The sequence below is a fragment of the Marinobacter pelagius genome (assembly GCF_003315345.1).
Classification (GTDB): Bacteria; Pseudomonadota; Gammaproteobacteria; order Pseudomonadales; family Oleiphilaceae; genus Marinobacter; species Marinobacter pelagius_A.
In genome coordinates this window covers 282,378-309,144 of record NZ_QNRO01000002.1, presented here as the reverse complement: position 1 = coordinate 309,144, position 26,767 = coordinate 282,378, and the positions used below count along the sequence as shown (strand labels likewise).

Annotated in this window: 19 protein-coding genes; 9 read left to right on the top strand and 10 right to left on the bottom strand. The window is 59.8% G+C overall.

Translation table 11 applies throughout. The features are described 5' to 3' along the window. Window positions 1-366: 366 nt before the first annotated feature. The 6 genes from DET50_RS03575 (at window position 367) to astE (ending at window position 5,474) form a co-directional block, all read left to right on the top strand. Window positions 367-1,143: an FCD domain-containing protein gene (locus tag DET50_RS03575; protein ID WP_113861499.1), complete on the top strand. Its 777-nt coding sequence runs from the start codon at window positions 367-369 to the stop codon at window positions 1,141-1,143. A 36-nt stretch (window positions 1,144-1,179) separates the two neighbouring features. After that, window positions 1,180-1,950, top strand: coding sequence for an ABC transporter ATP-binding protein (locus DET50_RS03570; protein WP_113861498.1), 771 nt, complete (start codon window positions 1,180-1,182; stop codon window positions 1,948-1,950). Window positions 1,951-2,031: 81 nt separating this feature from the next. Then, the gene (locus tag DET50_RS03565) at window positions 2,032-2,787 is read left to right on the top strand and encodes a transporter substrate-binding domain-containing protein (protein WP_113861497.1); all 756 of its coding nucleotides are present in this window, start codon (window positions 2,032-2,034) and stop codon (window positions 2,785-2,787) included. A 47-nt stretch (window positions 2,788-2,834) separates the two neighbouring features. Beyond that, window positions 2,835-3,539 carry an ABC transporter permease gene (locus DET50_RS03560; RefSeq protein ID WP_113861496.1) on the top strand — a complete coding sequence of 235 codons (705 nt, stop codon included), beginning with the start codon at window positions 2,835-2,837 and terminating at the stop codon, window positions 3,537-3,539. 3 nt (window positions 3,540-3,542) lie between these two features. Beyond that, entirely contained in the window at window positions 3,543-4,265 is a 723-nt protein-coding gene (locus DET50_RS03555; RefSeq protein WP_113861495.1) for an ABC transporter permease, read from the top strand. A gap of 168 nt (window positions 4,266-4,433) precedes the next feature. After that, window positions 4,434-5,474, top strand: coding sequence for a succinylglutamate desuccinylase (astE, locus tag DET50_RS03550; protein ID WP_113861494.1), 1,041 nt, complete (start codon window positions 4,434-4,436; stop codon window positions 5,472-5,474). A gap of 126 nt (window positions 5,475-5,600) precedes the next feature. Here astE and DET50_RS03545 read toward each other — a convergent pair whose 3' ends face one another. Both DET50_RS03545 and DET50_RS03540 read right to left on the bottom strand, forming a co-directional pair. Continuing rightward, window positions 5,601-8,627, bottom strand: coding sequence for an efflux RND transporter permease subunit (locus tag DET50_RS03545; RefSeq protein ID WP_113861493.1), 3,027 nt, complete (start codon window positions 8,625-8,627; stop codon window positions 5,601-5,603). Beyond that, a complete protein-coding gene (locus DET50_RS03540; RefSeq protein ID WP_113861492.1) occupies window positions 8,624-9,706 on the bottom strand; it encodes an efflux RND transporter periplasmic adaptor subunit in 1,083 nt (360 codons plus the stop codon). Before DET50_RS03540 ends, DET50_RS03545 begins: the two co-directional genes overlap by 4 nt. Window positions 9,707-9,869: 163 nt before the next feature. Between DET50_RS03540 and DET50_RS03535 the strand changes: the two genes are divergently transcribed. Further along, window positions 9,870-10,505 (top strand): TetR/AcrR family transcriptional regulator, encoded by a 636-nt coding sequence (locus tag DET50_RS03535; RefSeq protein ID WP_113861491.1) that lies wholly within the window; start codon window positions 9,870-9,872, stop codon window positions 10,503-10,505. 10 nt (window positions 10,506-10,515) lie between these two features. Here the strand turns inward: DET50_RS03535 and astB are convergent, their stop codons facing one another. The 6 genes from astB to DET50_RS03505 form a co-directional block, all read right to left on the bottom strand. Continuing rightward, window positions 10,516-11,856 (bottom strand): N-succinylarginine dihydrolase, encoded by a 1,341-nt coding sequence (gene astB / locus DET50_RS03530; RefSeq protein ID WP_113861490.1) that lies wholly within the window; start codon window positions 11,854-11,856, stop codon window positions 10,516-10,518. A gap of 13 nt (window positions 11,857-11,869) precedes the next feature. After that, a complete protein-coding gene (astD, locus tag DET50_RS03525; protein ID WP_113861489.1) occupies window positions 11,870-13,345 on the bottom strand; it encodes a succinylglutamate-semialdehyde dehydrogenase in 1,476 nt (491 codons plus the stop codon). A 42-nt stretch (window positions 13,346-13,387) separates the two neighbouring features. Further along, window positions 13,388-14,521, bottom strand: coding sequence for an arginine N-succinyltransferase (astA, locus tag DET50_RS03520; RefSeq protein WP_113861488.1), 1,134 nt, complete (start codon window positions 14,519-14,521; stop codon window positions 13,388-13,390). A gap of 28 nt (window positions 14,522-14,549) precedes the next feature. Continuing rightward, window positions 14,550-15,566 (bottom strand): arginine N-succinyltransferase, encoded by a 1,017-nt coding sequence (locus DET50_RS03515; protein WP_113861487.1) that lies wholly within the window; start codon window positions 15,564-15,566, stop codon window positions 14,550-14,552. A 178-nt stretch (window positions 15,567-15,744) separates the two neighbouring features. Continuing rightward, entirely contained in the window at window positions 15,745-16,959 is a 1,215-nt protein-coding gene (locus DET50_RS03510; RefSeq protein WP_113861486.1) for an aspartate aminotransferase family protein, read from the bottom strand. Between the two features lie 94 nt (window positions 16,960-17,053). Beyond that, on the bottom strand, window positions 17,054-18,505 hold the full coding sequence (locus tag DET50_RS03505; RefSeq protein ID WP_113861485.1) for an exonuclease domain-containing protein: 1,452 nt from the start codon (window positions 18,503-18,505) through the stop codon (window positions 17,054-17,056). A gap of 163 nt (window positions 18,506-18,668) precedes the next feature. Between DET50_RS03505 and DET50_RS03500 the strand changes: the two genes are divergently transcribed. Continuing rightward, on the top strand, window positions 18,669-19,922 hold the full coding sequence (locus DET50_RS03500; protein WP_113861484.1) for a DcaP family trimeric outer membrane transporter: 1,254 nt from the start codon (window positions 18,669-18,671) through the stop codon (window positions 19,920-19,922). 435 nt (window positions 19,923-20,357) lie between these two features. Here DET50_RS03500 and aceF read toward each other — a convergent pair whose 3' ends face one another. Together aceF and aceE are read right to left on the bottom strand one after the other, a co-directional pair. Next, window positions 20,358-21,998, bottom strand: coding sequence for a dihydrolipoyllysine-residue acetyltransferase (gene aceF, locus DET50_RS03495; RefSeq protein ID WP_113861483.1), 1,641 nt, complete (start codon window positions 21,996-21,998; stop codon window positions 20,358-20,360). Window positions 21,999-22,008: 10 nt separating this feature from the next. Then, window positions 22,009-24,672, bottom strand: a complete 2,664-nt coding sequence (aceE, locus tag DET50_RS03490; protein ID WP_113861482.1) for a pyruvate dehydrogenase (acetyl-transferring), homodimeric type — start codon at window positions 24,670-24,672, stop codon at window positions 22,009-22,011. A 666-nt stretch (window positions 24,673-25,338) separates the two neighbouring features. Here aceE and DET50_RS03485 point away from each other — a divergent pair. Beyond that, on the top strand, window positions 25,339-26,703 hold the full coding sequence (locus DET50_RS03485; RefSeq protein WP_113861481.1) for a KamA family radical SAM protein: 1,365 nt from the start codon (window positions 25,339-25,341) through the stop codon (window positions 26,701-26,703). The last annotated feature ends 64 nt before the right edge of the window (window positions 26,704-26,767 follow it).

Below are 26,767 nucleotides of genomic sequence, written 5' to 3'. Positions count from 1 at the left end.
CCCGCGAAAGCGGCGCCAACGGCAGCGGTTTTCAGGAAATTGCGGCGAGGAGGGGTCTCACCGGTGTCACAGTTATTACGGATGTGCTTGTTCGAGGTCATCGAGACGTCTCCGTTAGCATTGTTTTTTTAGTCAGCGTCAGGTCTAACGCCGGCGCACAGGCCGACATTACAAAGATATTCGTAGCCAAATCGCATTTAGTCCAGTCGCGACGCTACTGGTCAGACCAGTTTTTCCTGTATGGTAAATGGACGAATACAGCTCCATAAGCCATATTTACGGGGCTTGGGAGCACATTGGTTGATGGACCAATCACAGACAATTACAAGGGTCACTGGTCAGACCACGATTCACACGGGCAATCCCATGGCTATTTCCCAGGAAATCTCATATCGGCTGGAGCGCCTCATCCTTGATGGTGGGCTGGCTCCGGGACAGAAGATTCCATCCGAGCGGCAGCTCGCAGCACGCCTGCGCGTGTCCCGGGCGATCATCCGCGAAGCCCTGCATGAATTACAGGGCCGTGGCGTGATCGAAACCCGGCACGGCAAGGGTTCCTTTGTTGCCAGCCTGGTTCCGGAGACCGGCGAGTTCGAAGAACAAAGCCCCCTGATGCAGCTTTACGAGGGGCATCCGCGCACCCTTTATGACTTGCTCGAGGTTCGGGAACAGCTTGAGGGACAGGCGGCGTTCCTGGCAGCCCAACGCGCCACCAGCCTCGACCGGCACCGTATTACCAAGGCTTTCCGGGCACTGGAAGACACCGATCCGCTGAGCAACGCCAAACCGGACCACGGTTTTCACCAGGCGATCGTGGAAGCCTCACACAACCCGGTGCTGGTCCACCTTCTGAGCGGTCTGAAAAGCATGATGCTGTTGACGGTGCATGCGGCGGTCGCCAACCTCAATCCCCGGGAGGAGATGCGCAAGACCATCGTGCGTCAGCACCGGCAGCTCTATGATGCCATCATGAACTGCAAACCGGCGGCAGCCCAGAAGGTAGCAACCGCCCACGTACGCTTTGTCAGCGACGCGCTGAAAGATATGGAACAGCAGGGAAGCAAGGTGATCCGCGCCCAATTGATGCCGAACGGTCGCAATCCTGACCAATCAGGTATTGATTTCGGCCGTCACAGTCCGTAAAACATGCGCCTTTGAACTAAATCTCAGGAGTCACCCATGGCGGACCAAGCTCCATTGATCTGCAGGGACATTCACAAGACCTTTGGCAAGCTTGAAGTACTCAAGGGAGTGTCACTGGAGACCCGCAAAGGCGACGTGGTGTCCCTGATTGGCAGCTCCGGCTCCGGCAAGAGTACCTTCCTGCGCTGCATCAACCTGCTGGAAACACCCACCTCCGGCGACATTATCGTGCACGGTGACCCGATCCGGTTCACCACGAACCGCAAAGGTGAACGGATTCCGGCCGATAACAAACAGGTTGAGCAGATCCGTTCCAAGCTTTCCATGGTCTTCCAGAGCTTCAATCTCTGGTCTCACATGACGGTGCTGGAAAACATCATTGAAGCGCCGGTAAACGTGCTCAAGGTCCCCAAAAAGGAAGCCATCGAGCGCGCCGAGGCCTATCTCCAGAAAGTCGGCATCTACGAACGCAAGGATTACTACCCGGCCCAGATGTCCGGCGGCCAGCAGCAACGTGCTGCGATTGCCCGGGCACTCGCCATGGAACCGGAAGTGATGCTGTTTGACGAACCCACATCGGCGCTCGACCCGGAACTGGTGGGCGAGGTGCTGAGGGTCATGCAAAGCCTGGCCGAGGAAGGCCGCACCATGATCGTGGTCACCCACGAAATGGCGTTTGCAAAGGATGTGTCAAATCAGGTCCTGTTTTTGCATCAGGGCGTGATCGAGGAACAGGGGTCGCCTCAAAAAGTGTTCGATAACCCTGACTCGGAGCGCATGAAACAGTTCCTGGCTCCCAAGTTCTGACGCTGAGTGCTATCTTGACCTGTGTCGGAATAAAAATACCTAAAAAATAGCCCACAAGGCATAAAATTGGAGAAGTGACACATGAAGAAACTGATTGTTGCAGCAAGTTGTGCCCTGGCCATGGCCGCCGGCACGGTCCAGGCCAAGGACTGGAAAGAAATCCGTCTGGCCTTCGACGTGCCCTATGAGCCGTTCGAGTACCGTGATGAAAACGGCGAGCTGACCGGCTTCGAAGTCGAGCTGGCAGAAGCCATGTGCGAGGAACTCAAGGCTGAATGCGAATTCGTCATCCAGGCGTGGGATGGCATGATTCCGGGCCTGCTGGCTCGCAAGTACGACGCCATCTTCTCGTCCATGTCCATCACCGAAGAGCGGGCCGAGCGCGTCCTGTTCTCCGACCCGTACTACATCACTCCGGGTGGCTGGTTCGCCCGCGACGGTTTCTCTGCTGATGTGACCAGCAAGGAAGAGATGGAAGGCAAGGTCATCGGGGTTCAGCGTGGCACCACCATGGACACCCACGCTACCGAGGAATTTGGCGGCATCGCCACCATCAAGCGTTATACCACTGCTGAAGACATGGTTCTGGACCTCGAAGGTCAGCGCCTGGACGTGGTGTTTGTGGATTACCCGGTAGGTGAGCAGACCATTCTTTCCCAGGAAGGTTTCAAGGAAGTTGGCAAGCCGGTCAAGCTGGGCCAGGGCGTTGCCGTTGCCATGCGCAAGCGTGACGAGGATCTGGCCAACAAGGTGAACGCGGCTCTGAAGAAACTCAAAAATGATGGCACCTACGACGCCATCATGAAGAAATACTTCAACTACGACATCAAGATCTAAACTGCCCGGGGCGGTCCTGTGGCCGCCCCGCTCTACCGGATTTCCCAATGCTCGACCTGAAAGGCTATGGCCCGGAACTGCTCGACGGAGCAGTGGTCACCATTGAACTGGCGTTCCTCTCCCTGGCCCTGGCCCTGACTCTGGGCCTGATCGGCGCATCCTCGAAACTGTCCGGCAACCGTGTCGCCAAAGCCATTGCAACCTTCTACACCACCGTGGTCCGGGGCATTCCCGATCTGGTGATGATGTTGCTGTTCTATTACGGCGGCCAGGTGACGGTGAACATGCTGTCAGACTGGATCTGGGAAGCCTACGAAATCGACTTTTTCTTCCAGTTCGATCCGTTCATCTCCGGGGTGGTTACGATCGGGCTGATTTTCGGCGCCTACATGACGGAGACGTTCCGCGGAGCCTTCCTGGCGGTAGAAACCGGCCAGATCGAGGCGGCAAGGGCTTACGGGTTCACCCGCTGGCATACGTTCCGGCGAATCATGTTTCCACAGATGCTGCGCCACGCCCTGCCGGGCATAGGTAATAACTGGCAGGTACTGCTAAAAACCACGGCACTGGTGTCCATCATCGGTCTCACCGATATGGTCCGGGTCGCCGAGGAAGCCGCCAAGGCGGAGCGGATGCCGTTCCATTTCTTCATTCCGGTGGCGGCGGTTTATCTCATTCTGACTGCAGGCTCGGAGCTCTTTATCAAGTGGCTCAACAAGCGGGCCAATGTCGGCGTGGTTCAGGGGGGTTAAGGCATGCCTGATTTTATTGCCCAGTGGCTGAACCAGAACGAGATTTTCACCGCCATGACCATCATGCAATACTGGGATGGCCTGGTGAATACGGTGCAGCTGGTGTTCCTGTCCCTGGTGATCGGCCTGGTGTTCGCAGTTCCGCTGGCGATTCTGCGCACCTCGAAAAATCCGCTGGTGTCCGGGCCTGTCTGGCTATACACCTATCTGTTCCGCGGTACCCCACTGCTGATCCAGCTGTATATCATCTACTATGGCATTGCCCAGATTCCCGGTATCCAGGAGACCTTCTGGTGGGAGATTTTCCGGGAGCCGTTCTACCCTGCCCTGCTGGCGTTCGCCCTGAATACCTGTGCCTATACCACGGAGATTATCCGGGGGGCGATTGTGTCGACGCCGGCCGGGGAGATTGAGGCGGCGAAGGCCTATGGCATGAACTGGTGGTTGCGGATGCGGCGTATTGTGTTGCCGAGTGCGGCCCGGCGGGCGGTGCAGGCGTATTCGAATGAGGTGATTTTCATGCTGCATTCGAGTGCGATTGCGAGTGTGGTGACCATTGTGGATCTGACGGGGGCGGCGCGGAATATTTACTCCCGGTTTTATGCGCCGTTTGATGCGTTTATTTTTGTGGCGCTGCTTTATATGGCGCTGACGTTTATTCTGGTGTTTGCTTTCCGCAAGCTTGAGAATCATCTTTTGCGGCATCAGAGGCCCGTTGGGTCCTAGTTTTGCCCCATTTGCCTCGGCTTATGGTGAAGGGCCGGTCGGCGCATTGCTTCCCGGGAACCGCTACGAGCACGTCCATGTGCGCTTGTTTCAGGCCATCCTTGGCCTTCAACATTCCCGGGAAGCAATGCGCCGACCGCCCCCATACTTTGTTTCGGGGATTCAAGAATGACTTCAGTCGACACTTTATTTCCGTCTGCTGGCGATTGGCTCACGCACACCCTTTCCTGCGCATCATCTGAACTGCCCCCGGCTTTGACTCGACTTCCGGATGGAACCGACATCGTTCGGCCGGCCGTTGGAGTTCTGGAACTGACTCCAGCCGCCACGCACACCAACCCAAACCATGAAGCCCTGATTGTTTCTGCCGGGGTGCACGGCAACGAGACGGCGCCGATTGAGGTGTTGAACCAACTCGTCAACGAAATCCTCTCAGGGGAGTGGACCCTCACTTGCCCGCTGTTGCTGATCCTGGGCAATCCGCCGGCCATGGTTGCCGGTGAGCGCTTTATTGACGTCAACATGAATCGTTTGTTTGCCGGTGCCCATGGCCGGGACGAATACCGGGGGCTGCCTGAGGCCAGCCGTGCTGCCGAGCTTGAGCAGTTGTGTCGGGAGTTTGCGCGGAAGCATTCGGGGTTGGCGTTGAGCCATTACGATCTGCATACCGCAATTCGCCCTTCCCTTCGGGAGAAGTTCGCGCTCTATCCGTTTGTCGAGGGGCGGGAGGTTCCTGGCGAGCAGTGTCGATTCCTGCTGGAGGCGGAGGTGGGAACGCTGCTTCTGCAGCACAAGGCGGGTACGACGTTTTCGTCGTTCACGTCCTCGGAACTGGGGGCGGAGAGTTTTACGGTGGAGCTCGGGAAGGTGCGGCCGTTCGGGCAGAACGATCTCAGCCGGTTCGCTGGTATTCGGGATGCGTTGCGACGGCGGTTTCGGGGGGAACCTGCGCCCGGGCTATCAGCCGGCTATGAGCGCCTCACCATCTTCGAGGTGGTTCATGAGATTCTGAACACCGGCGACGATTTCCGGTTTCATATTCCCGACGACGTGGCCAATTTCACCGAGTACGAGCCTGGCACGGTGATCTGGGAAGACGGGGAGACCTGCTATCGGGTGGGCGAAGTGCCGGAGGCGATTGTGTTTCCCAATCGGGAAGTGCCTGTGGGGCAGCGGGTTGGCTTGATGATCCGGGCCAGGCAAAGGTGAAGATGGGGTCAGATGAAAGCGTTCATCAGACCCCGGCCTACCCCGGAGCCAGCCACCTCCCAAAGGCTCTGCCCACCCCAGGGGTCTGAAGAAAGCCTTCTTCTGACCCCACTTCCACATCACCCCTCAAGCCGGCGCATTCTCCGGCTCCGCCACTCTCTCCCGAATCACCTGCACACAAACCGACGGCACCACCAACAGCGTCAGCACCGTGGAGGCCAGCAACCCGGAGATAATCGCCCAGGCCATCGGCGGCCACAGGGTGCTGCTGGAGAACGCCAGCGGCAGCAAACCGGCGACGGTGGTGGCGGTGGTGAGCAGGATCGGGCGGGTGCGCTGTTCGACCGCGCTGCGGACGGCGTCGCGGATGTCCCGGCCCTTTTCCAGTTCCCGGTCCATGACGTCCAGCAGCACGATGGCGTTGTTGACCACGATGCCTACCAGCGCAATCACCCCAAGAAGGGACTGGAAGCCGAAGGGGGAACCAGAGAGTACCAGGCCCGGGAAGATACCGACGGCAGCCAGGGGCACGGTCAACAGAATAACACCGACCCTGCGGAAGGAGTTGAACTGCAGCAGCAGGAAGAACAGCAACAGCAGCACGCCGATGGGGGCGGCTTTGAGCAGGGCGCCATTGGCATCGCCGGAGCCTTCGGCATCGCCGCCCATTTCCATGCGGGTACCCTCAGGCAGCGGATTGTTTTCAAGCCCGGCGTAGAGTCCATCGAGGGCCTGGCTGAAACTGAAGCCTTTGAGCAGGTTGGCAGTGACTGTGTTTACCGGTACGCCATCCCGAAGGTAACGGGCCGCCGGCTCCCAGCTGGTCTCCACGTTTGCGACCGCCGCCAGGGGCACGGCATCGCCATTGCTGTTGTAGATGTTAACGGACAACAGGCGGGACAGTGGCAATGAGGTGCCTTCCCGGGACCTCAGGACCAGGGGGATGGGGTCCTCTTCCTGTCGGTAGCGTTCGGCCACCACGCCAAAACTCTGCCCGTAAAGGCTCTGGGCCACATCGGCACGGCTCAGGCCATAGCGGGCGGCGGAGGCGTCATCGACGTTGATGGCAATGCTGGGCACGCCGATGTCCAGATCGTGGCGGACATCCACGGTTCCCGGCACCCCGCGCAGGGTTGCGAACACCTGTTCAACGGCTCTGGTCCGTTTGGCGTCGTCGGCATGGTAGATGCGGATTTCAACCGGCGCCGCACGGGGTGGCCCCTGCCCGAGTACACCCACGGTGAGATCCAGCTCGGGCATCTGTTCACTGGCGTGGGCCCGAACCCAACGCACCATCTCGGTGGTGTCCGCCAGGGTCGGGGTGCGAATCACCAGCCGGGCCCGGTTGGGCGCCTGGGGTGCACGCTGGAGGTTGTAATAGAAACTCGGGCCGGTGAAACCGACGAAGCGGTGCACCTCGAGGGCCTCAGGCTGGCTACGGATGGCTCGTTCCAGGCGGGCGGCGGCCTCGGCGGTGCGGGCCTGGTCGGTGCCTTCGGGCATGTAGAGTTCCACGATCACCCTGGGGCGGTCGGCGTTGGGGAAGAATTGCTGGGCTGTGAAGGGCGTCAGGGCAACGCTGATGGCTACCAGTACCGCGCCGGCAGCAATCAGCCGCTTGGGGTAATTCGCTACCAGTCTGCCGAGGAAGCGGGCCAGACCGATCAGCCGGTCACGGTGCATGTTTTTCCGGGGCTTCAGGAATTTTGCCGCCAGCAATGGCACGGCGGAGATCGCCAGCAAATAACTGACTGACAGCGTCAGCATGATCATCACCGGAACGCCCCGGGTGAAGTCCGCCGCACCACCCTTGGAGAGTAACAGCGGCGCAAACGCAGCCAGGGTGGTACCGGTGGAAGCACCCAAAGGCCCGGCCAGCTCGCCCACGGCCTGCTGCAAAGCATCGAGCCGTCGCATGCCCTGGTCCAGTTGGCCCTGGATGTTTTCGACGATGACAATGGCGTTGTCGATCAGGATTCCCAGCGAGATCACCATGCCGATAACCGCCACCTGATGCAGCACACCGCCGCCCAGGTCGTACAGACCGATACTGATCATGGCCACCATGGGCAGGATGGAGGCCACCAGCAATCCCATGCGCAACCCCATGCCGGTGAACACCACGCCAACGATGATCAGGACCGACAGCACCAGGCTCCAGGCCAGGTTGTCCAGCCGTTCTTCCACCTTGTCCGGCTGGAAGAACATTTCCCGGATCTGGTAGGGGGCGAATTCCGGGCGCAACTGTTCGATCCGCTCGCGCACCTGTTCACCAAACCGGATGGCGTCGGTGGTGCCCTCCTCCATGATGAGGGAAACCAGCACCACCCGTTCTCCGTCGTACCAGGTTTCCGGTTGACGCGGTTCTGCAGGCCCGCGCCAGACGTCGGCAGCGGCCGCCAGCGGTACCTGGGAGCCGTCGGGCAATTCAATAGGCGTGGCGCGGATGGCATCAATGTCGGCAAATTCACTGTTGGGCAGGACCGACAACCGGCGGCCGTCCACCACCACAAAGCCGCCGGGTATGGTCTGATTGCGCCTTGCCAGGGTATCCAGTACCCGGGAGGGCGAGATGCCCAGCCGGAACAGCGCTGCATCATCGAGGGCCAGGGTAATCTGCTCGTCGGCGTCGCCCTCAAGCTCGATGCGGGATACGCCGGGAATATCGGCAAGGTTGCGCTTCAAACGCTCTGCGACTGTCGATAGTTCGGTGACTGACGGGGAGCCGGCAACGGCCAGGACAATGGCAGGGATATCGATCAGGCGGTCGTCCAGGGCCATCTGGCCCACATCATCGGGGAAATCCAGCCTCGCCCGTTCCATGGCCTGACGCACCCGGTCCCAGGCCGGGTCGGTGTCGTAGATATGATCCTCCAGGCGCAGCCTCATCAGGGCCACCCCGGTACGTGCTGTGCCCTGGCTGAACTCCACTTCCTCCACCTGGCGAAGTTCGTCGGCCAGCGGCTGCAGGACCAGCCGCTCCACCGCCTCAGCACTGGCGCCCGGATAGTTTACCGTGATCAGGCCCGCGCGGTAGGGAAAGGAAGGATCTTCCTGCCGGGGCATGGTGCTGTAGGCGGCGATTCCGAGCAGGCACAGCATGGTCACCACCATCCCAAGCAGGCGCTGACCGTTCAGCAGCCGGCGGGTCATCGCCGGATCTCCACGGTATCGCCGTCCGCCAGCCGGGTCATGCCGGCATAAACCACCTGGTCACCGGGCGCCAGCGCCTCGGAACGCACTGCCACTTGCTCACCGACGATTCGTTGCACCTGAACCGGAATACGATCAACACGGTCATCGCGGACCCGGAACACGCTGGTGCCTTCGGAGTCCCGGAGAACCGACAGCAGCGGCACGGTCATTGCCGGAACACGGGTCGGGGTAATACCCACCTCCACCGGCTGCCCCGGCTCCAGGGAGGCTTCCGGCAGACTGACCAGCACCGGGTGAAGTTCACCCCGGATCGCACTGCCCTGGGCAATCTCGACGACAGATCCGTTCACCGCCGGTAGCGTCCGGTCATGGACGGACCACACCGGCAACGGTTGTCCGAGGCCGACATGGTCCAGCAGATAGGCAGGCAGCCGCACTTCCACTTCCCGGCCACTGGGCGAGGACAACCGCATCACCGGCTGACCGGCAGCGACAAACTCATCTTTCTCAACCAGCAAGGCTTCGATCCGTCCGGCAAACGGCGCCTTCAGGGTGCTCTCCTCCAGCAACCGCCTTGCTTCCGCCAGGGAAGCCTCGGCCGTGGCGACACTGGCTTTCAGGCTATCCCGGCGGGCGGCGAGCTGTTCCAGCGCCTGCTCCGAGACCACGCCCCGCTCATGCAGGCGGCTGGAACGTTCCCACTCCCTAGCCGCCTGTTGGTACTGGGTCTCCAGCTCTTCGAGCCGGGCCCGGGCGGAATCCGTGGCCGGTTCCAGGGCAGGGTTGTAGATGCGGGCCAGTACGTCCCCGGCCTTCACGGTCTCACCCAGCTCAACCGACCGCTGCTTCAGGGTTCCGCTGACCTGGAAAGTCAGGGTCGCGCGCTGAGCCGCCTGAACAATGCCGGAGAACCTGAGCGGAATGCCCTGCTCCTGGCCACCGGCCACTTCCGCCACCCGGACGGAAACCGCCTGCTGCCGGGTTTCCGGCGACACATCACCGGCCTTACAGCCCGCCAGCAACAGTGAGAACAGCGCAACGGGAACCACCACTGCGACACGTCGATGCATTGTCATAAACCGTTCCTTCCTTCCCTGCCTTCGGATAGGGGCAACCGCCTCCGTGGATTACCCTGCCCATTTCCAGACATCATGTCATTCTTTGACAAATTGTCAATAATCGGTTCTTATCGGGTTTCAGGTATCATGACCTGGATGTTTGAACCAACCGGAAAGGCCCATGAGTGAACCACTGAAAACCCGGCGCGAACGGGAAAAGCAGGCCCGTTACGATGCCATTCTGGATGCCGCGGAGCTGGTGTTTTCAGAGAAGGGGTATGACAAGACCTCGATGGACGACATCGCCCGCACCGCCAGCCTGAGCCGCGCCCTGCTGTACGTGTACTTCAAGGACAAGGCAGCGATTCAGCGCGGCATCATGTTGCGGGCAGGCCAGAGCCTGGTGAGCCGGTTCGAGGACGCGCGGAAAACGCAGAGCGAAGGCCTGGCCCAGATCCGGGCCATGGGCGATGCCTATTACCGCTTCTACCAGGACGAGCCGGACTACTTCTCTGCCCTGACCAAAGCCTCCACCGCCATGGCCGATGCGGATGAGAATCAGGCGAACGAGATGCTGTGTTCCAAGAACGAGCTGATGGAACTGATGGTGGGCGCTATCGAAAAGGGGCTTGCCGATGGCACCATGAGTCGCGACCGGATTCGTGATCCCATGGAGACCGCGCTCTACCTGCGGGGCGCCCTGCACGGGGTAATCTTGTTATGCCAGGCGGAAATGGCCGAGGGCACCAGCGATTTCTCCGCCGACACCCTCATCCGGCACACCATGGACATGCTGACCTCATCGATCAGCGCATAAGGGTGAAAGCTCAAAGCTGGAAGTCGTAGATCGAGCCGAGCCCCAGGATACCGGTCAGCTCATCCAGTGCCTTGCGCACCTCTTCCAGCAACATGGGATCGCCCAACTCTTCCTGGGACAGCTCATCCCGGTAGTGCGCCTCCACCCAGGTCGTCAACCGCTCGTAAAGCTGATCCGTGAGGATCACGCCCCGGTTGATCGCCTTGAGCTCATCGTCGGTCAGTACCACCCGCAGCCTCAGACACGCCGGACCACCGCCGTTACGCATGGACTGTTTGACATCGAACACCTCCACCGAGGTAATCGGACCGCCGGAGGCCAGCAGGGAATCCAGGTACCGGCTGACCGATTCGATTTCCCGGCACTCACCCGGCACCGCCAGCAACATCCCATCCGGCGTATTCAGAAGCTGGCTGTTGAACAGGTAGGAGGCGACCGCGTCTTCCAGGGGCACGTCAGTGCTGCTGACCCTGACCGCCTCCAGCTCCGCCCCGGAAAGCCGGGAACGGATATCCGCCAGCACCCGCTCCTCTTCGAGGAACGCCATCTCGTGGTAGAACAGGGTGTTGCCATTGCCCACAGCAATGACGTCGTTATGGAACACGCCGGCATCAATGGCCGCCGGGTTCTGCTGGGCGAACACCAGGTTCCGGTCCTTCAGACCATGCAGCCGTGCGATTGCCTGTGAGGCCTCCAGAGTCTGCCGGGCCGGGTATTTCACGGGCGCCGGGGCATCCTCGTTGAAGGCAATCTGGCCGTAGACAAACAACTCCACACCGGGCTCACCGTAGCCGCTGCACAGGCGGGTATGGTTGGCCGCCCCTTCATCCCCGAAATGGCTCACCGACGGCAACGCCCGGTGATGGGCGAAGTAGCTCTCGTCGGTGAAGATGGCCTTCAGGGCGCGGCCGGTCACCTCATGCTCAATGGACCGGTGAAACTTGGCGCTCAGGTTCGCTGGCGTGAAGTGCACCCGATGATCAGTGGTATCGGCACTGGGTGAGACCGTTGCAGCGTTTGCGGTCCACATGGGTGAAGCGGAGGAAACTGCCGCCAGAATCGAAGGCGCCTCGGCCGCAACTTTGGTCAGGATTTCCGCATCGGAGCCGGTGAATCCGAGCGCCCGCAGGGTCGGGAGATGCGGCCGCTCGTGGGGCGGCAGGATGCCCTGCACATAACCCCGGTCGGCCAGCCGCTTCATTTTGGCCAGGCCCTGAAGCGCTGCCTCTTTTGGGTTGGAGACCGATCGGACGTTGGATTTGGAGGCGACATTCCCCCAGGACAACCCGGCATAGTTGTGCGTGGGCCCCACCAGGCCATCAAAGTTCGCTTCCACCGCGTGTTGGCTCATGGATCTCATTCCGTCAGTCAAAGGTCAGGCCCGGGGCCAGGCTCTCGGGCAATTCGCTCTTACGGGCCTCCAGGGAGGCCATGGGCCAGGCGCAATAATCGGCCGCATAGTAGGCGCTGGGGCGATGATTGCCGCTGGCACCGACGCCACCGAAAGGCGCGGCACTGCTGGCGCCGGTCAACGGCCGGTTCCAGTTCACGATGCCGGCCCGGACCTCTTCCACCAGCCGGTCATAGAGCTTGCGGTCATCGGACAGCAGGCCGGCTGACAGGCCATAGCGGGTATTGTTGGCCAGCTCCAGCGCCTCATCGAAGCTCTTGTAGCGATAAACCGTGAGCAACGGACCGAAGAATTCTTCATCGGTGAGCTCCAGGCCGGTTGCATCGATGATGCCCGGGGACAGCAAGCCGGTATCCGGCTTGAGCTGTCTCATCTCCAGCAACGACTTGCCGCCCTGCTCCAGGATGTTTGCCTGGGCGGCCAGCAGCTTGTCCGCCGCTTCCACGGAGATCACCGAGCCCATGAACGGCTGGGGATCGGCATCGAACTCACCGACCTTGATCTTGCCGGCAACTTCAACGAGGCGGTCCAGGAACTGGTCACCTTTCTTGCCCTTGGGCACCAGCAATCGCCGGGCGCACGTGCAGCGCTGTCCCGCCGACAGGAACGCAGACTGGAGGGTGTGGTGGACCGCACCATCCACATCCGCCACATCCTGAACGATCAGCGGGTTGTTGCCGCCCATTTCCAGGGCCAGGATTTTCTCGGGCTGGCCGCCGAACTGCTGGTGCAGCAGGTGACCGACGGTGGAGCTGCCGGTGAAGAACAGGCCGTCAATCAAGGGGTGGCCCGCCAGGGACCGGCCGGTATCTGCGCCACCCTGCACCAGGTTGATTACGCCATCGGGCACGCCGGCCTTCTCCCAGAATTTGACCGTCATTTCCGCCACGCCCGGGGTCAGCTCGCTGGGCTTGAACACCACAGTGTTGCCTGCCAGCAGGGCGGGCACGATGTGTCCGTTGGGCAGGTGGCCCGGGAAGTTATAGGGGCCGAACACGGCGACCACCCCGTGGGGCCGGTGCCGCAATACTGCATGGCCGCCGGCCACATCGGACTCGGAGTAACCGGTACGCTCATTATAGGCTTTGATGGAGATCGCCACCTTGCCAATCATCGCGGCCACCTCGGTGCGGGATTCCCACAGCGGCTTGCCGGTCTCCCGCCCAATCTGGTGTGCCAACTCTTCTTTGTTTGCTTCCAGCAAGTCTCGGAACGCCTCAACCACCGCCTGGCGCTCAGCAAAACTCTTGCGTTGCCATTTCACAAAGGCATTGCGGGCCTCACGGATGGCGGCATCGACGTCCTCCAGGTTGGCGCCAGTGCCGTCCCAGACAGTTTCCCCGGTGACCGGCTGTACGGATTCGAAAGGCAGACCGTGACCGGTCAGCCATAAGCCATCGATAAAGATTTCACCTGTCAGATTAGCCATAATTCCACACCTCCCGGTCCTGGAGTTCCTGTCATCCGCGCCTCAGTCCCACGATGAATGGCTGCGGTACTTCTTGATTCTGTTCTCGGATGCCTCATCAACATTATCGCCTGCCCTATGGGAATGAATGGGCCAGAAACCTCCTTCTTTCAAGGGTGCCAGGCGCACTGAATCCCCCGATTGCACCTGTAGCGCTTCCGCCACCTCCGGCGGCATCCGGACGGTCTCAGGACCGATGTACTTCGCCGGCATCGTGGTTACCCGGAAGTCCCGGAATGAACGGTTTGAAACCATCACCCGCTCCGCCGGGGGCGCCTCCAGATCCATGGACTTGCTGGTGACCAGGGCATAGCGGTTCACGCTCTCACGAATGGTGCGGATATTGTGTACAAACGCCTCCACAACAGGGCCGCCATCGAAGATGTCCACCAGACCGTTGAAGTTGAAACCCTCCGCCTGCAGCATCTTCAGGGCCGGCACGGTATTCTCGTGCACCCGGCCGATAACTGCCCGCGCCGAGTCCGGCAACATCGGCACATAGATGGGGTACTTGGGCATCAGCTCGGCGATGAACGACTTGTTACCGAGTCCGGAGAGCTTGTCCGCCTCACTGAATTCCATGTCGAAAAACTTGGCCCCGAGCGCGTCCCAGAGCGGGCTCTGCCCGTTCCGGTCGGACACACCGCGCATTTCGGCAAAGACCTTCTCGGAGAAGTGCTTGCGGAACTCGTCCAGGTACATGAACCGGCACCGGGACAGCAGCAATCCGTTACCCCCGCCCTGGTAGTCATTCGACAACAGCAGCGAGCAGATTTCACTGGTGTCGGTCATGTCGTTGGACAGTTGCAGGGTCGGCGTCCGCACATGCACGCCAAGCTCTTTCGACGCGTTGACGGTAAGGCTCAGCCGATAATTGTAGAACACCTCGTCGAGCCCGACCCGGGCCTGGATTCCGCTGATGCCCACGGCCTTGCCGGTGTCAATGTCCTCAAGAGCGAACAGGTACAGCCCGGCTTCCGGCGCGCAGCGCTGGTTGAAGGTTTCCCGGGCGTGATCGATCTTGCGTTGCAGCAGCTCGCGATCCGCTGGCAGGGTGGTCAGGCCCTTGCCGGCATTGAGCGCCATGGTGTAGAGATCGTCGAGGTCGTTTTCCTGCAGTGGCCGGATTACCAGCATGGCCGAGCCTCCTGTTTGCGATTCCGGGTCATAGCGGCGCCACCCTTACCGTGTCGCCGGCGCTCTTGTTGAGCAGCTGCCAGGTGCGAACCGGAACCTGTACTTTTCCGCCAAGGGTGACGGCTACCGGGGTCAGGGTGCAACGGAAATCCTCTCCCTCACCGGCCGCAATGAGGCAGGTTTCCCCGGCGTCCTCGTGGCTGGCATGCAGTTCCTTGCGATCGCTGGTAACCAGTGTTCGCAGGCTGTCGGTGCGGGCTTCGAGCACCGGGCCGGCATCGAAAATATCGAGGTAACAGCCGGCCTGGAAACCTTCCCGCTGCAGCAGTTCCAGGTTGGGAACGGTCAGTTTGTGTGCCTGGCCCAGGGCTTCCTGTGCTTTGGGGCTGAGCAGGGTGACGTAGATGGGATTGGGCGGCATCAGTTCGGCGATGAAAGTCTTGCTGAGGGTTCCCGAATACTGGTCAGCGGTCTGGAAATCCATGTTGAAGAAGTGCCGCCCGAGGCTGTCCCAGAAGGGCACGCTGCCATCCTCTTCCTGGACGCCCTGGATCTCGACGACCATGCGGTTGCTGAACCATTCCCGGTGTTCGGCGATGAACAGCAGGCGGGCCCGGGACAGCAGTTCGAAGGCGTCGGTGGTTCGCAGTTCAGGTTTGATGGCGAAGGAGCACAGCAGGCTCTGGTCGGTCAGGCCGTGGCTGGGGTAGAGCACTTCGACGCGGCGGGAGACGCCCAGTTCGTGGGAGGCGTGGATGAGGGCGTCGCGGCGGTAGTTGTAGAACGGCTGGCCGTTACCGGCGCGTGCGTCGATGCCGGCGGTGCCGAGGATTTCGCCGGTTTCGGTGTTTTCGAGGACGAAGAGGAATCTTGGGGGTTCTTCGTCGTTGGTTTTGCCGGCGAAGGAGTCCAGGGAATGGCGGATTTTGTTGGCCAGGGCTTCCTGCTGTTTCGGGAGTGTCGAGGACAGTCTCGCGCCTTGGGTGCCTGCGATTTCCAGGATCGGTTCCAGGTCAGCTGGGGTTGCCGGACGGACTAGCCACATGGTTGCTCCCTGTTGTTTTTGATCTGGGCATTCCTTCAAGTTCGGAGATGCCTGGCCGGCCGGAGCCCGGTCCCACCTCCCGGGAACCGCTACGAGCACGTCCATGTGCGCTTGTTTCAGGCCATCCCTGGCCTTCAACATTCCCGGGAGGTGGGACCGGGCTCCGGCCTACTGTGGTTCAGGCCGTCAACTTCTCAACTGCTCTTTCGAAGCGCTCCAACGCTTCTTCGATATCCTGATCCGGGATGATCAGCGACGGTGCCAAACGGACTACGTTTCCACCGGCGACCAACACCATGACGCCTTCATCGAGACCCGCATTCAGGAAGTCCTTGGCCTTGCCCTGCCATTTCTCGGTCAGCACACAACCGAGCAGCAGGCCGGCCCCGCGGACTTCACTGAACACGCCATAGCGTTCGCCGATGTCCATCATCCCTTTGCGCAGCTTGTCGGAGCGGGCTTTTACGCCCCTGAGGATTTCGGGCTGGCTGATGGTGTCGACCACTTTCTGGGCCACGGCGCAGGCCAGGGCGTTGCCGCCATATGTGCTGCCGTGGGTGCCGACGCCGAGGCTGGCTGCGATCTTGGCGGTGGTGAGCATGGCCGCTACCGGGAAGCCGCCGCCCAGGCTTTTGGCGCTGGAGAGGATGTCCGGCACGACGTCGTACATCTGGTAGGCGTACAGGTGGCCGGTGCGGCCAACACCGGTCTGGACTTCGTCGAAGACCAGCAGGGCGTTGTTTTCGTCGCACAGTTCGCGCAGGCCTTTGAGGAATTCTGGGTTGGCGGGCATTACGCCGCCTTCGCCCTGGATCGGTTCAACCACGACGGCGCAGGTTTTCTCTTTGGAGATCAGGGCCTTCACGGAGTCGAGATTGTTGTACTCGGCGTGGTGGATACCGCCCGGAGCCGGCTCAAAGCCTTCGAGGTACTTGGGCTGGCCGCCGACGCTGACGGTGAACAGGGTGCGGCCGTGGAAGGAGTTGGTGAACGAGATGATTTCGTTCTTCTCCGGACCGAAGTGTTCCCACCCATAGCGACGGGCCAGTTTGAAGGCGGCTTCGTTGGCTTCGCCGCCGGAGTTGGCGAAGAATACACGTTCGGCGAAGGTGAGGTCGCACAGGGTCTTGGCCAGGCGCAAGGCCGGTTCGTTGGTCATGACGTTGGACAGGTGCCAGATTTTCTCGGCCTGTTCCTGGAGAGCGCCGATGAGCCCGGGATGGGAGTGGCCAAGACAGGTTACGGCGATGCCACCCTGGAGATCCACGAACTCTCGACCTTCCTGGTCCCAGATGCGAGAGCCCTCGCCACGCACCGGGATGATGCTTCCGGGGGCATAGTTGGGCACCATGACTTCATCAAACAGTTCGCGGGAAACGGGCTCTTTGTTCATAAATCTCTCTCAGCGGGATCTAAAGCTTTAACATAGCAGGCAATGTTTCAGATTCGCACTAGGTACGAATGCGGACGGTTCCATAATACGCCACTCAGGGCATAAGCACATCCGGAGTACCTGTGTGCGGTAACTCGATCAGGCGCCTGTTCTTTCCGTCGCGCCCCATCAGTGCCTTGACCAACAGTTTGTAGGAATCCAGATCAAAGGTCACGGCCTGGCCGTTCAGGGAGAGGTCCTGGAGTTCGTCTTCGTGATTCACGGTGGCGATGTGTATCCAGTTGTAGACCACCAGGATGTCGGTTCGCCCGGCCTTCTCGTTGCGCTCGACGATGCCGACCGGCCCCTGCCAGGGCCACGTTGTCAGGCGCAGGCCGTGGAAAGCAATCTGCATTCGGAGGTTGTACCGCACAACATCCTCCTCCCCTTCGCAGGCACCCTTGCAGCGGCCGAGGGTACGCTGGAAGCAGGGGCCTTCGTGTTCCGGCTCCAGGCCCAGTAGCTGGTTGCACAAATCGTTCTTGGCGGCAATGCCGCTGAGCGCGCGTTCCGCATCCCGCTTGCTGCGGAACAGTCCGAAATAGTCCCCGAGCCGGTGGGCCTCGATTTCCCGCACCAATCTTGCCTGCAGGTAGCCGGCCCCGTTGTTAGTCAGCTCGATACTCACGAGATTCTTCGCCGCCCGGGAACGACGGTTGAACATGGGTTTCAGGGCCTTGATCTGCTTCAGCTCGAGTAGCAGTGCCCCCAACTCGCCGGCGGTCTCCGTCCACTCCACACGCCGCAGGCTTTCCGAGATTCGCACGCCACGACTGGAGTTGTGGTCCCCGGAAAAGTGGGAGGCGACCCGCTGAGCAATATTGGTGCTCTTGCCGACGTATAGCAGCACATCGTTCTCACCGTAGAACCGGTACACGCCCGGCACACGGGGCAACTCATCCATGATGCCCGGCGGCAGATTCGAAGGTACGCTGGGCTTTTGCAGCAATTCCCGGATGGCGTTCTCCATGGGTTCGGCGCCATGCTCGTTCCGGGCATGCTCGAAAAACGCCAGCATCGCGGACACGTCTCCCATGGCCCGGTGCCGCTGAACCTGCGCGAGGCCATGACGGGCAATCAGCGCATCCATGTTGTGGCGCCGGAATTCCGGATACAGCCTTCTGGAGAGCTTCACCGTGCATAGCACCCGTGCCGAAAACATCCGGCCCAGCCGCCGGAACTCGGATTTAATGAAGCCGTAATCAAACCGCGCGTTGTGGGCCACGAACACACAATCCTTCAACCGCGCTTCCAGCTCGTCAGCCACCTCTACGAACAACGGAGCGTCGGCCACCATCTCATTGCTAATACCGGTAAGCCGTTCAATAAACGGGGAAATCCTGGTTTCCGGGTTAAGCAGCGTCTGCCACTCACCGACCACGTCTCCGGCCCGCCAGAACCGGATGCCGATTTCCGTTATGCGATCATGGGACGAATTGCCCCCGGTGGTTTCAATATCCAGAAAGGCAAAGGTGTTGTCTGTAAGGCATGTACTTTGGAAGGTCATTGCTCACCATTACGACGAAAGGTCAACCGCAGATGTCTGTATATCAACGAAAATCGACTATAGACATTCGTCTAAATAAATGACGAATTTATTTGAATTGTCATGGATTCGTAACTACCTTGTTCTTGGGTCCAACAACAACAAATGTGTGGAGACAACAACGATGCAAAGCAACGACAAATTGAGAATGGCAATTCGTGCGACGGCGGCAGCGGCGGTTTTGGGAGTTGCCTCTCAAGCCAGCGCAGTAACTCTTAACGTTGGTGATGACGTAGAGGCGAGTCTCTACGGTTATGCCCGCCTGAACGCAAGTTACGACATTGATGAAAACATCGCCACATCAACACAAGCGGGCGACTTCAGCAAAATTAACACTGGTGCCGCTGAGGATAACGAAGTTACAGGCCATTTCGGCGCTGATGCAAAGCAGACCCGCCTGGGCGTGAAGGCGACCCACTCATCCGGCGTTGCTGTGGTTGTCGAAGGGGACTTCCGTGGATCCGGTAATTCAGCAGGATCCCTTCGGTTACGCCACGGTTACGGGACCTATAAAGGCTTGCTTGCAGGCCGCACCTGGTCAAACTACAACAGCTTTGTCGGGAACACTGCAACTCTGGACTTTGACGGAACTCCCGGCGTAGCCGGCCTTCAGGATCGCACCGAACAGGTCAGATATACATCCGGGCCTCTGTCTATATCACTCGAAGAAGGCAAAGGATCCCTCAGCCAGGTAAATCCGGCAAAAACGCAGTTTACGCTCGATCCGGATACAGGCGTGATCGCGGAGGAGACGGTTGATCCAGCTGTAGGTGATGTGGCGTCAGTAAAGAACAGTATGCCGGATATCACTGCAAGGCTTGAAGACTCCATTGGCAGGCTGTCGTATTCACTGGGGGCTGTCATTAATCACGTTGAATATGACACTGGTACTGCAGACGACAGCGTAATTGGCTTCGCCGGGTTCGCAGCTGGCAAATTTGCCCTGACTGACATGATCACCATCCAGGGTGCAGTTAACTACAGTGACGGTGCCAACAGCTACATGTGGCGGACGGGTGACAATTACTATGGTGCCGATGGGTACCTCCTGAACGGAGATATTGAAACTATCTCCAGCTATTCTGCAAGTATCGGCACCGGTATTTCGCTCGGCGGCGGAAGGAGCATCAATATCGGTTACGGCATGGCTACCATGGACTGGGATGACGCAGAACAGGACTTTGCTGGCAATGCCGGCCAACTGGCAGCTGTTCGCGCTGAGACCGAAACGAATCAGGCAATTCATGCGAACTATATGTGGTCTCCAGCCCCGAGCGTTACCATGGGTGTTGAATACAAATACCTGAAGACTGAGGAAGTGGGCGGTAATGATGGCGACGCAAATCGTGTAATGTTTGCGGCCCAATACAACTTCTAATTCTTTCCTTTAGAAGTTAGCTCGGAAAGGCCCCGGCAATTGCCGGGGCCTTTTTTGTTTGCGGGAGCAAACCAAATTAACGCTCTGCCCTGATCCGCTCTCCTTGGACCAACTCAGGGACCGGTTGCAGCTCAGGGGTCTGATGAAAACCTTCATCTGACCCCGTTTTGGAGATCAGCGCCAAAGCTTTGGGGATCAGCCCAAGAATGGGGTCAGAAGAAAGTGTTCTTCAGACCCCGGGGCACGCACTGGTGAGGTTTCCAAGAAGCCAGAACGACAAAGGCCGGGGCCGCGTTTCAGGACTGTTGAGGGCCATGGACGGCCCGAAACAAGCGCACATGGATGTGCTCGTAGCGTGTCCTGAAACGCGGCCCCGGCCTTTGTCGAGCCTCCCAACTCTCAGGCTGGGAGGACACACAGCACGGAGCTTACAACCTACAGCAGCAAGGTCCGAATATCCCCCAACAGCTGCGTCAACGTGTTGGTAAACCGCGCCGCATCAGCCCCGTTCACCGCACGGTGGTCGTAGGACAGCGACAGCGGCAGCATCAGCCGCGGCTGGAACTCGTTGCCATCCCAGACCGGCTTCATCGCCGCCTTGGAGACACCGAGGATCGCCACTTCCGGCGTGTTCACGATCGGCGTGAACGCGGTGCCGCCGATACCACCCAGACTGGTAATGGTAAAGCAGGCGCCCTGCATCTCGGCAGGCTTCAGCTGCTTGTCCCGCGCCTTCTGGGCCAGCTCGGCACTTTCGGCCGCCAGCTCCCACAGCCCCTTCTGGTCCACGTCACGAATGACCGGAACCATCAGGCCGTGCGGCGTATCCACCGCGATACCGATGTGGATGTACTTCTTGCGAACCACCTCCTTGCGCTCCATGTCCAGGGACACGTTGAACTGGGGCAGTTCCGCCAGCGCCGCTGCGCAGGCCTTGAGCAGGAATGGAAGCGGCGTCATCTTCACGTCCTTCTTCTCCCCCGCCGCCTTCTGGGCCTTGCGGAAGCTCTCCATCTCGGTGATGTCGGCTTCGTCGAACTGGGTCACGTGGGGCACGTTCAGCCAGCTGCGCTGCATGTTGGTAGCCGTGGCCGCCATCATGCGCGACATGGACTCACGTTCCACCTCGCCGAACTGGCTGAAGTCCGGCAGCTTCACACCCGGAATGCCGGAGCCGGTGGCTACACCGCCGCCCTGCTGGGCCTGCTGCAGCTGCCCCTTAACATAGGCCTGGACATCGTCCTTCACAATCCGGCCTTTCGGGCCACTGCCCTTCACGCGGGTCAGGTCCGCACCCAGCTCGCGGGCAAGCTTGCGGACGGCGGGGCCGGCATGGACCTTGGCACCCGGTGACGGCGGCTCGTAAGTGGAGCCCTGGGGCTGCGGCGCGGCTTCCTGCTTCGGCTTCTCGGCAAGCTTGCTTTCGGCTTTCTCTTCCTTCGCCGGCTCGGACGGCGCTTCCTCTTCCTCGCCACCTTCCTCGACGATGGTCATTTCCAGCAGATCGTCACCCTCGGAGAGCTTGTCGCCCTCCTTCACCAGAACCTTTTCCACTTTGCCAGCATAGGGCGACGGCACTTCCATCGTCGCCTTGTCGGACTCCACCGTTACCAGCGGATCGTCCGCCTCGATGGTGTCGCCTTCGGAGACGTTGATCTCGATGACCGGCACATTATCAAAGCCGTCCAGATTCGGGACCTTGACGGTCTCCTTGCGGCTGCCGCCGGATTTCTTCTTCGGCGCAGGCTTGCTCTCTTCCGATTTCGCCTCGGATTTCTCTTCAGCCTTCGGTTCTTCCGGCTCCTCATCGGCAGCTTCCTCGGAGCCACCGGCGTCACCGCTGACTTCCATCATGCCCACGACATCGCCTTCGCTGACCTTGTCACCCACCTTGACGGTGATCCTGGTGATCTTGCCTTTGAAGGGCGCAGGCAGTTCGACCGACGCCTTGTCGGATTCCACGGTCAGAATCGGATCTTCTTCCTCAACCGAATCCCCCGCACTGGCGATGATTTCGATGATCTCGACTTCATCAGCACCGCCGAGATCGGGAACCTTGATTTCCTGTTCACTCATGGCGGTCTCCTTAGCTCAGCACCGGGTTCGTTTTGTTGCGATCGATTCCGTACTTGCGCATGGCTTCGAGAACCTGCTCCTGCTTGATCTCACCATCTTTGGCCAGGGCGGACAGCGCGGTGACTGTCACATAGTAGCGATCCACCTCGAAGAAGTTACGCAGCTTCTCGCGGGTATCGCTGCGGCCGAAGCCGTCGGTGCCGAGGGTCATGAAAGTCTTGGGGATGAACGCCCGCAGCTGCTCGGAGTGCAGCTTGATGTAATCGGTAGAAGACACCACCGGACCCTGCTGCTTCTCCAGCATCTGGGTGACGTAGGCCTTCTTGGGCTTGTCGTCGGGGTGCAGGTGGTTCCAGCGCTCCACGTGCTGGCCGTCTCGGGCCAGTTCGTTGTAGCTGGTCACGCTCCAGACGTCGGAGGCGACGCCCCAGTCATCTTTAAGCATCTGGGCGGCTTCGCGCACTTCGTTCATGATGGCGCCGGAGCCGAGCAGTTGAACCCGTGGGCTCTTCTTGCGGCCCTTGGTCTCCACCGATTCAAACTTGTACATGCCCTTGATGATGCCGTCTTCGCAGTCTTTCGGCATGGCGGGCTGTTCGTAGTTCTCGTTTTCGATGGTCAGGTAGTAGAAGACGTTCCGGTTGTCCTCGAACATCTCTTTCATACCGTGGCGGATCACGACTGCCATCTCGTAACCGTAGGCCGGGTCGTAGGCCTTACAGTTCGGAATGGTGTTGGCGAGCACATGGCTGTGACCGTCCTGGTGTTGGAGGCCTTCACCGTTAAGTGTGGTGCGGCCGGCGGTGCCGCCGATCAGGAAGCCACGGGCCTGGATATCACCGGAAGCCCAGGCCAGGTCACCGATCCGCTGGAAGCCGAACATGGAATAGAATACGTAGAACGGGATCAGCGGGAAATTGTTGGTGCTGTAGGACGTGGCAGCGGCCATCCAGGCGGCCATGGAGCCGTCTTCGTTGATGCCTTCCTGGAGGATCTGGCCTTTCTTGTCCTCCCGGTAGTACATGATCTGGTCACGGTCCTGGGGCACGTACTTCTGGCCCTCGGAAGTGTAGATGCCCAGCTGACGGAACATGCCTTCCATACCGAAGGTCCGGGCTTCGTCCGGCACGATCGGAACCACGCGCTTGCCGATGCGTTTGTCCTTCACCAGGGCGGTGAGAATGCGCACGAACGCCATGGTGGTGGAGATTTCACGGCCGTTGGAGCCCTCCAGCACCTGCTTGAAGATATCCAGCTCGGGAATCTGCAGCGGCTGGCAGTCCTTGCGACGCTTCGGATAGAAGCCGCCCAGGTCCTGCCGGCGCTTCTTCATGTATACCATCTCGGGGCTGTCCGGCGCCGGACGGTAGTACGGAATTTCTTCCAGCTCGTCGTCCTTCAGGGGCACACCAAAGCGGTCGCGGAACTCCTTCAGGGTGTCCTTGTCCAGCTTCTTCAGGGAGTGAGCGGTGTTCTGGGCTTCGCCCGCCGCGCCGAAACCATAGCCCTTGATGGTGTGGGCGAGGATGACGGTCGGCTTGCCGTTGGCCTGGTTCACGGCCTTGTGATACGCCGCGTAGACCTTGTAGGGATCGTGGCCACCGCGGTTGAGCTTGGCAATATCATCGTCCGACAGGTTCTCCGCCAGCTTGGCCAGTTCCGGATACTTGCCGAAGAATTCCTTGCGGGTGTACGCCGGGCCCTGGAACACGTAGTTCTGCAGGTCGCCGTCGCAGATTTCGTCCATGGCCCGCTGCATGATGCCGTCTTCGTCTTTCTCGAACAGCGGATCCCACATGCGGCCCCAGACCACCTTGATCACGTTCCAGCCGGCGCCACGGAAGACACCTTCCAGCTCCTGGACGATCTTGCCGTTACCACGGACTGGGCCATCGAGGCGCTGCAGGTTACAGTTGACCACGAAAATCAGGTTATCCAGGCCTTCACGACCCGCCTTGGAGATACAACCCAGGGTCTCTGGCTCGTCGCACTCGCCGTCACCCAGGAAGCCCCACACCTTGCGGCCGTCCATGTCGATCAGCTCGCGATTGTGCAGGTACTTCATGACGTGGGCCTGGTAAATGGCCTGGATCGGCCCAAGACCCATGGAAACCGTGGGGAACTGCCAGTAATCCGGCATCAGCCAGGGGTGCGGGTAGGAAGACAGGCCTTCGCCATCCACCTCTTCCCGGTACTTGTCCAGCTGCGACTCATCGAAACGGCCTTCCAGGAAAGAACGGGCGTAGATACCCGGCGCCGCGTGCCCCTGAAAATACACCAGGTCGGACTCTCGCTTCTCGTCGCCACCGTGGAAGAAATAGTTGAAGCCCACATCGTACAGCGTGGCTGCCGAAGAGAAGGTGGAGATATGGCCGCCAAGTTCGCCCGGACGCTTGTTAGCGCGGACCACCATGGCCATGGCGTTCCAGCGGATCAGGGAACGGATACGACGCTCCATGAACAGGTCGCCCGGCATCTGGGCCTGCTGGATCACCGGAATGGTGTTGCGGAACGGCGTGGTGATGGAATACGGCAACTCGGTGCCATCGCGGCTGGCGCGCTCGGAGAGTCGCTCCAGAATGTATTTGGCTCGCTCAACGCCTTCGTTCTCGATCAGAGATTCCAGTGCGTCAAGCCATTCACTGGTTTCAATGGGATCATCGTCCTGGTACATCAAACCCTCCCCTTGGCATCAAAAGGTGCAGCGCGGGCCACGATCAGCAGCCGCTGCGCATACGGTGTCGATAAGCTGCGTGAAATGCAGAGTAATTGTTATGGGTGTATCAGCCTGATGGCGGTACTGCAGGACAGTACATGGAACCTCCACCAAGCATAGAACAGCTTTCAAAGTTTTCCTGCCTGGCAGGCCTTGTGAAATCAGGCTTTTGGCCCGCGGCCAGCCAGGAATTCGAAAGCGCGCTCACATTGATGCGCCCGAAGTTGTAGTATTTTTACTACATTTTGATTGAGCAACGCAATCAAATGGGCCCATATGACCCTTCGAACAACATTACATTGCGGTTACTTACGCAAGAATGACCTTTTTCAGACCACCACACAACCAGAATCAGACCAAGGTCGTAGTTTTCCGAACACACCGTAAATTCATAGCATTACTAAACGATCCAAAGCTCACCCCGCTCCTCCTTCGAGTCATTTTTACTTTAAATTCAGAGACTTTTAAGAGATCTGCTTGGTCGCCCCACCCTCTCGTGGCGACATTTTTTAATTAGACCTGAAAATAAATTCCGATTTATGTATACTTGCCTGCCCGATTTTTAACCAGCGGGAAAGTGGTCCGACCACTTTTTCAGTCATTGGCAACAACAGAGGGCGATCTATGAACTCCATCGTCACCTTTCCGAACCGGATTCCCGTTACGGAGTTCGAGGAACGGCGTTTCAAGGTCTACACCGACCGCCAGCTCGACAAGATCGACATCATCCAGAATCTCCCCGAAGAGACCCTGTTTGAAATGAAAGTGGTAGCCAGCGTGCTGCCATTCCGGGTCAACGAGTACGTGATCAACGAACTGATCAACTGGGACAATGTACCCAACGACCCGATCTACCAACTTGTCTTCCCTCAAAAAGGGATGTTGAAGGACGAACATTTCGAGCGTATGGCAGCGCTGCATCGGGAAGGTGCTGACAAGAAGGAAATCCAGGCCGCCGCCAAGGAAATCCGGGACGAACTGAACCCGCACCCGGCCGGCCAGATGGAAATGAACATGCCGGAACTGGACGGTGAAGTGCTCGACGGCGTCCAGCACAAGTATCGCGAGACCGTGCTGTTCTTCCCGGCCCAGGGCCAGACCTGCCATTCCTACTGTACCTTCTGCTTCCGCTGGGCGCAGTTTGTCGGTGACAAAGACCTGAAGATGGCCAGCACCGAAGCCGAGAAGCTTCATGGCTATCTGAAAGAGCACACCGAAGTGACCGACCTGCTGGTCACCGGTGGCGACCCCATGGTGATGAAGACCAAGAACCTGGTCCAGTATCTGGAGCCTCTGCTGGAGCCGGAGTTCGACCACATCCAGACCATCCGCATCGGCACCAAGGCCCTGACCTTCTGGCCGTACCGGTTCGTGACCGACAAGGATGCCGACGAGCTGATCGAGCTGTTCGCCAGGCTGGTCGATGCCGGCAAGCACGTGGCCATCATGGCCCACTACAACCACTGGCAGGAAATCACCACCGAGATCGCGGAAGAAGCCATCCGCCGCATCCGCGCCACCGGTGCCGAGATCCGAGCCCAGGGCCCGCTCATCAAGCACGTGAACGACGACGCCGACGCCTGGGCCAAGCTGTGGAAGAAGGAAGTGAAACTGGGCATCATCCCCTACTACATGTTTGTAGAGCGGGACACCGGCGCCAAGAACTACTTTGAGGTACCCCTGGCCGAGGCCTACAACATCTACCGCGAGGCCATGAAGCAGGTCTCCGGCCTGGCCCGCACCGCCCGTGGCCCCTCCATGAGTGCCGGCCCCGGCAAGGTGGAAATCCAGGGCATCACTGAAATCAAGGGCGAGAAAGTGTTCGTGCTGCGTTTCCTCCAAGGCCGCAACCCGGACTGGGTCCAACGCCCGTTCTTCGCCAAGTACAGCGAGACGGCCACCTGGCTGCACGAGCTGGAACCGGCCTTCGGAGAGGAGAAATTTTTCTTTGAGGACGAGTATGAGCAGATGAAGAAAGGCAACGGCTAAGAACTCGTTGCCAGCCCCCAGATGGGGATAGCCCCACTCGGTGTCGGGCGCCGAAGCCGGGGTC

Excerpts from the sequence above, each read along its gene's own strand:
- DET50_RS03560 (WP_113861496.1), top strand. The coding sequence starts at position 2,835 with ATGCTCGACCTGAAAGGCTATGGCCCGGAACTGCTCGACGGAGCAGTG.
- DET50_RS03555 (WP_113861495.1), top strand. The coding sequence starts at position 3,543 with ATGCCTGATTTTATTGCCCAGTGGCTGAACCAGAACGAGATTTTCACC.
- astB (WP_113861490.1), bottom strand. The coding sequence starts at position 11,856 with ATGAGCCAACACGCGGTGGAAGCGAACTTTGATGGCCTGGTGGGGCCC.
- DET50_RS03505 (WP_113861485.1), bottom strand. The coding sequence starts at position 18,505 with ATGACCTTCCAAAGTACATGCCTTACAGACAACACCTTTGCCTTTCTG.
- DET50_RS03485 (WP_113861481.1), top strand. The coding sequence starts at position 25,339 with ATGAACTCCATCGTCACCTTTCCGAACCGGATTCCCGTTACGGAGTTC.
- DET50_RS03575 (WP_113861499.1), top strand. The coding sequence starts at position 367 with ATGGCTATTTCCCAGGAAATCTCATATCGGCTGGAGCGCCTCATCCTT.
- astE (WP_113861494.1), top strand. The coding sequence starts at position 4,434 with ATGACTTCAGTCGACACTTTATTTCCGTCTGCTGGCGATTGGCTCACG.
- astD (WP_113861489.1), bottom strand. The coding sequence starts at position 13,345 with ATGGCTAATCTGACAGGTGAAATCTTTATCGATGGCTTATGGCTGACC.
- DET50_RS03515 (WP_113861487.1), bottom strand. The coding sequence starts at position 15,566 with ATGTGGCTAGTCCGTCCGGCAACCCCAGCTGACCTGGAACCGATCCTG.
- DET50_RS03570 (WP_113861498.1), top strand. The coding sequence starts at position 1,180 with ATGGCGGACCAAGCTCCATTGATCTGCAGGGACATTCACAAGACCTTT.
- aceE (WP_113861482.1), bottom strand. The coding sequence starts at position 24,672 with ATGTACCAGGACGATGATCCCATTGAAACCAGTGAATGGCTTGACGCA.
- DET50_RS03565 (WP_113861497.1), top strand. The coding sequence starts at position 2,032 with ATGAAGAAACTGATTGTTGCAGCAAGTTGTGCCCTGGCCATGGCCGCC.
- DET50_RS03545 (WP_113861493.1), bottom strand. The coding sequence starts at position 8,627 with ATGACCCGCCGGCTGCTGAACGGTCAGCGCCTGCTTGGGATGGTGGTG.
- DET50_RS03540 (WP_113861492.1), bottom strand. The coding sequence starts at position 9,706 with ATGACAATGCATCGACGTGTCGCAGTGGTGGTTCCCGTTGCGCTGTTC.
- astA (WP_113861488.1), bottom strand. The coding sequence starts at position 14,521 with ATGCTGGTAATCCGGCCACTGCAGGAAAACGACCTCGACGATCTCTAC.
- DET50_RS03500 (WP_113861484.1), top strand. The coding sequence starts at position 18,669 with ATGCAAAGCAACGACAAATTGAGAATGGCAATTCGTGCGACGGCGGCA.
- aceF (WP_113861483.1), bottom strand. The coding sequence starts at position 21,998 with ATGAGTGAACAGGAAATCAAGGTTCCCGATCTCGGCGGTGCTGATGAA.
- DET50_RS03510 (WP_113861486.1), bottom strand. The coding sequence starts at position 16,959 with ATGAACAAAGAGCCCGTTTCCCGCGAACTGTTTGATGAAGTCATGGTG.
- DET50_RS03535 (WP_113861491.1), top strand. The coding sequence starts at position 9,870 with ATGAGTGAACCACTGAAAACCCGGCGCGAACGGGAAAAGCAGGCCCGT.